This window comes from Ruegeria sp. BHSB064 (genome assembly GCF_059613205.1).
This window is the reverse complement of record NZ_JBXWSB010000213.1, coordinates 1-4006: the sequence shown is the minus strand read 5'-3', so window position 1 is coordinate 4006 and position 4006 is coordinate 1. Positions and strand designations below refer to the sequence as shown.

General features: G+C 56.8%; 4 protein-coding genes and 1 pseudogene. 1 reads left to right on the top strand and 4 read right to left on the bottom strand.

All coding sequences use genetic code 11. The features are described from left to right. The 4 genes from AC2FNU_RS24225 to AC2FNU_RS24210 all read right to left on the bottom strand — a co-directional run. On the bottom strand, nucleotides 1-760 hold a 760-nt coding region (locus AC2FNU_RS24225; protein WP_496793942.1), incomplete at its 3' end, for a pyridoxal phosphate-dependent decarboxylase family protein. A 110-nt stretch (nucleotides 761-870) separates the two neighbouring features. After that, nucleotides 871-1713, bottom strand: a complete 843-nt coding sequence (gene hpaD, locus AC2FNU_RS24220) for a 3,4-dihydroxyphenylacetate 2,3-dioxygenase (RefSeq protein ID WP_496793938.1) — start codon at nucleotides 1711-1713, stop codon at nucleotides 871-873. A gap of 54 nt (nucleotides 1714-1767) precedes the next feature. Continuing rightward, nucleotides 1768-3276, bottom strand: a complete 1509-nt coding sequence (gene hpaE / locus AC2FNU_RS24215) for a 5-carboxymethyl-2-hydroxymuconate semialdehyde dehydrogenase (protein ID WP_496793934.1) — start codon at nucleotides 3274-3276, stop codon at nucleotides 1768-1770. Between the two features lie 3 nt (nucleotides 3277-3279). Beyond that, nucleotides 3280-3678 (bottom strand): 5-carboxymethyl-2-hydroxymuconate Delta-isomerase, encoded by a 399-nt coding sequence (locus AC2FNU_RS24210; protein WP_496793929.1) that lies wholly within the window; start codon nucleotides 3676-3678, stop codon nucleotides 3280-3282. A gap of 105 nt (nucleotides 3679-3783) precedes the next feature. On the opposite strand from AC2FNU_RS24210, the pseudogene AC2FNU_RS24205 reads away from it, so the two are divergent. Then, nucleotides 3784-4006: pseudogene (locus tag AC2FNU_RS24205) on the top strand (MarR family transcriptional regulator); the annotation flags it as partial.

Sequence of the window (4006 nt, the reverse complement as noted above, 5' to 3'; positions counted from 1 at the left end):
GCGCGATGTCTGCCACGGCCACCAAGTCATCGCAGGCCCCAACGCCGGTTCCACCTGTGATCGCAATGATACCAGCGGGGAGATGCCCGGCGGCCAGATCGCGTTGAATAGCAGCCTCAAGCGCAGAGGCATCAATTGAAAAGCTGGTCCCCTGCGTGGGTAGCTTGATCAGATTGTCCTGTCCAATCCCCGCGACCCAGCAAGCCCTGTCGATGGACGAATGCACTTGATCCGAGCAATAGATCCGAAGTGCACCCTTGGCGTTCAGACCTTCGCGGTTGCCGGTAAAGCCCGTGGCCCGTTCCCGCATCGTCAGAACCGCCGACAATGTGGCGGACGAGGCGCTGTCCTGAATAACCCCGGTCATACCTTCGGGCAGTCCAAGGGCCTGACGCAACCAGTCGACCATGACGCCTTCGACCTCGGTCGCGGCTGGCGAGGTTTGCCACAACATACATTGCGCAGCAATTGTCGTGACGAGCATCTCAGCCAGCATCGACGGGGGCGCGGCGTTGGCCGGAAAATAGGCAAAGAAGCGTGGGTGCTGCCAATGGGTCATGCCCGGCATCACGATCCGTTCGAAATCGGCCATGATGGCATCCATCGGCTCCCCCGCCTCGGGTGGGGTTGCCACTAGCTGGGCTGCAATTTCACCTGGTGCGGTCTGCGCGCGCACGGGGCGTTCCGCAAGTGTCTTATGGTAGTCTGCCGCCCATTTTGAAATGTGCTGGCCCCAATGCGAAAACGTGTCCCAATCCATGCATTAGCCTTTTGTTGTCGCAGAAAACTCAACCCGCTCGCCCCGCGAGATACGCGGTCATAACAAACCGATATGTTTCAATCTAATGAGGCAATCCCCGATGCCCTATGTCAGACCGAAAAGCTGACATTTGCCTGACCCGTGCCAGAGCTGCCAAAGTATGGGGTGTAAATGTCAATCTTGCCCTTGTAGCTGCCCCATCCCAGCGCACCAAACAACAAGGCGGTGTCGTTCATGGCGCACTCTCCGGTGCATTTCTTGGCGTAGTCGGGCAACATTTCAAGGAACTCTTCAAACCGGCCCTCTTCCCAAAGTTCCAGCACGCGCATGTCCATCTGTCGGTTGAATTCACCATTCACCGCGTTCAGCCCTTCGACCGAGCGTTCATTCGGCGTGAAATCATGACTCAGAGACCCTGATGCCAAAACAGACACATTGCGGTCAGAACGCCGGATGCCTTCGGCAATGGCCTCACCCCAGACCCGGTTTTCCGCAATTGAAGAGAATTGATTGACCGCCACGGGCAAGACCCGCGCGTTCACCCCTTCGTTGATGAAATGCATGGGCAGCAGAGTGCCGTATTCCATGCCCATATCCGGGTGCGAATGGCCCAGCGCCCGCTCTCCACGCTCGCGCAGAACGTCAAGGATCGTTTCTCCAAGCTCATGGTCGCCACGGTAGTCGAACTCCATATCTGCCAACATATGCGGCAGTTCATGGCTGATGAAACGCCCCTTATGGTGTTCTTTGGTGTTCAGGTGAAATCCCTGATTGGTGATCCAATGGGTATCGAACACGATGAACGTCTCGACCTCGCGGTCTATCGCGTCCTGACGCAGGCGGGCATACCCATCAATCGCAGATTGCCGGATACCTTTGTATTTCGGCATGGTATGGGACATCCAGATGCTGGGCACATGTGTGATCTTTGCAGCCTGTACAATCTTTCCCATGGCGGTTCCTCCTGATGCGTGCTGGTGGCCCCGTTTCGGGATCACCTGAGGGGTTTACTTCCCCAATTGCATGATCTTGTGCTGGCCGGTGGCAAAACCGATGTGCTTTTGTTCCATATAGAACTCAAAGCTCCAATCCCCGCCGTCCCGTCCAATGCCGGACGCTTTGACCCCACCAAACGGTGTGGGCAGGTGACGCACGTTTTCCGAGTTTACCCAGATCATCCCAGCCTCCAGCTTGTCTGTAAAGCGCAAGGCGCGGGTCAGGTCGTTGGTCCAGACATAGCCTGTCAGGCCATAAGGCGTGTCGTTTGCGATCTGAAGCGCCTCGTCCTCGGTCTCAAAGGGGATCGAGGTCAGAACAGGGCCAAAGATTTCCTCGCGTGCGATGCGCATCTGGTTGGTGGCGTTGGTGAACAAAGTCGGGCGTACAAAGTAGCCTTTGTCCCCCACCTTGACCCCACCGGCGGCGATGGTTGCACCATCCTGTTTGGCAATGTCGAAATAACTGGTGACCTTGTTGTAATGCTCCTCGGTCACAAGCGGGCCAATCTCGGTCGCGGGGTCCAGCGGGTGGCCCACCTTGATGTTGTTCACACGTTCGACAAGCTTCGCCTCGAACTCTTCCTTGATCGTATCCTGCACCAACAAACGCGAAGATGAGGTACAGCGCTCGCCGTTGATCGAATAGATCATGAAGATCACCGCATCCAGGGCGCGGTCCAGATCTGCGTCATCGAACACGATCACAGGGTTTTTTCCACCCAGCTCCAGATGGTTGCGCTTGTGCGTGTCTGCACCCTGTTTGACGATCATGCTTCCAGTGCGGCTTTCGCCAACAAAAGCAATCGCTTTGATCAGCTCGTGTTCACAAAGGGCTTTGCCAGCATCGGGACCAAAGCCATTGACGGTGTTCAGCACCCCTTTGGGCAGTCCGGCCTCTTCGGCAATCTCCACCAGCAGGCGGGCCGTCAGCGGAGAATCCTCTGCGGGCTTATGAACCACCGTGCAGCCTGCAGCCAGAGCAGGTGCGATTTTCCATGTCGACAGCATGAACGGAGTGTTCCATGGAGTAATCACGCCAACCGGTCCAATTGGAACGCGCGTAGTGACGTTCATCAGCGTCGGGGATTTCAGGTGTTGCCCGTCGCGCGCCTGAACCACTTGGTCGGCAAAATACCGAAAATTCTCAGCCCCCCGCAACGCGGCTTTGGACATGAAGCGCAGCGTCTGGCCCGTGTCCCAGCATTCACACAGCGCGATTTCCTCGGCTCGGGCTTCGATGGCATCTGCAACACGCAACAAGATGCGGCGCCGTTCGGTGGCAGGCATGTCCCGCCATTCAGCAAAGGCCGCATGGGCGGCCTTGGCGGCCGCGTCGATGTCAGCTGCGGTGCCATGAGCAACATCGCAGATCACAGATTTGTCGACTGGCGAAGTGGATTGGAACACTCCCGCAGACCCGTCCCGATCCTCACCGGCAATACGATTGCGGATGCCGGTTTCTCTGAACCGGGCCAGAAAGCCTGTCAGTTTTTCGATGTTCGTATCCAGCGCACTCATGTTTCAGGTCTCCTGCGTGGTCGCGTTCAGATGGTCGCGGATCGTGCCTGTCTTGGGCGAGAGCTCGGGGTCGATGTCACGCATCTCAAGCGACAAAGCGATGGAATGTTGCGAAAGGGCGGGTGCCAAATAGGCTTTGACCGCATCAAATACGCGTTGTGTCGCGTCTAACTTTACGTCTTTTGCGCGCCCAGCACGCAGCCGGATCGAGATATCGACAAACCCGTGCGTCGGATCGCCATCCGCAATGGCATAATGGTCCACCCGAGTCGCTCGCACGCGAATGCCCGGCATCGGAAAGGTGTCGATCCCGGCAGCTGTTGCCCTTATGCATTCGCACAGGCCACCCATGTCGATCTTGTCGTCCAGGTTTCCCGAATATTCGACGTGGAAATGCGGCATGATTCCTCCTCTAATACTTAACATGTTTAGTTTTTGCTGTATGTCTTGTCAAGAGATTGCTTTGTTAACCTTTGCAATTTCCGCAACACCATTCTAGAAGGCCGCATGACCATTCAAAGCCACACCAAAAGCACCGCCCGGTCCCTTCCTATTGCTCTGCTGCGTGCCCGTGAAACCGTCATGGCTCCGATCAGGGACATGCTGCAAGGCATCCAGATAACCGAGCAGAAATGGCGGATCCTGCGTGTGCTGGATGAGCTTGGCGAAGTGGAGCAAAGCACCATTGCCAACGAAGCCTGCCTGCTGCTTCCAAGTGTGACCCGCATCC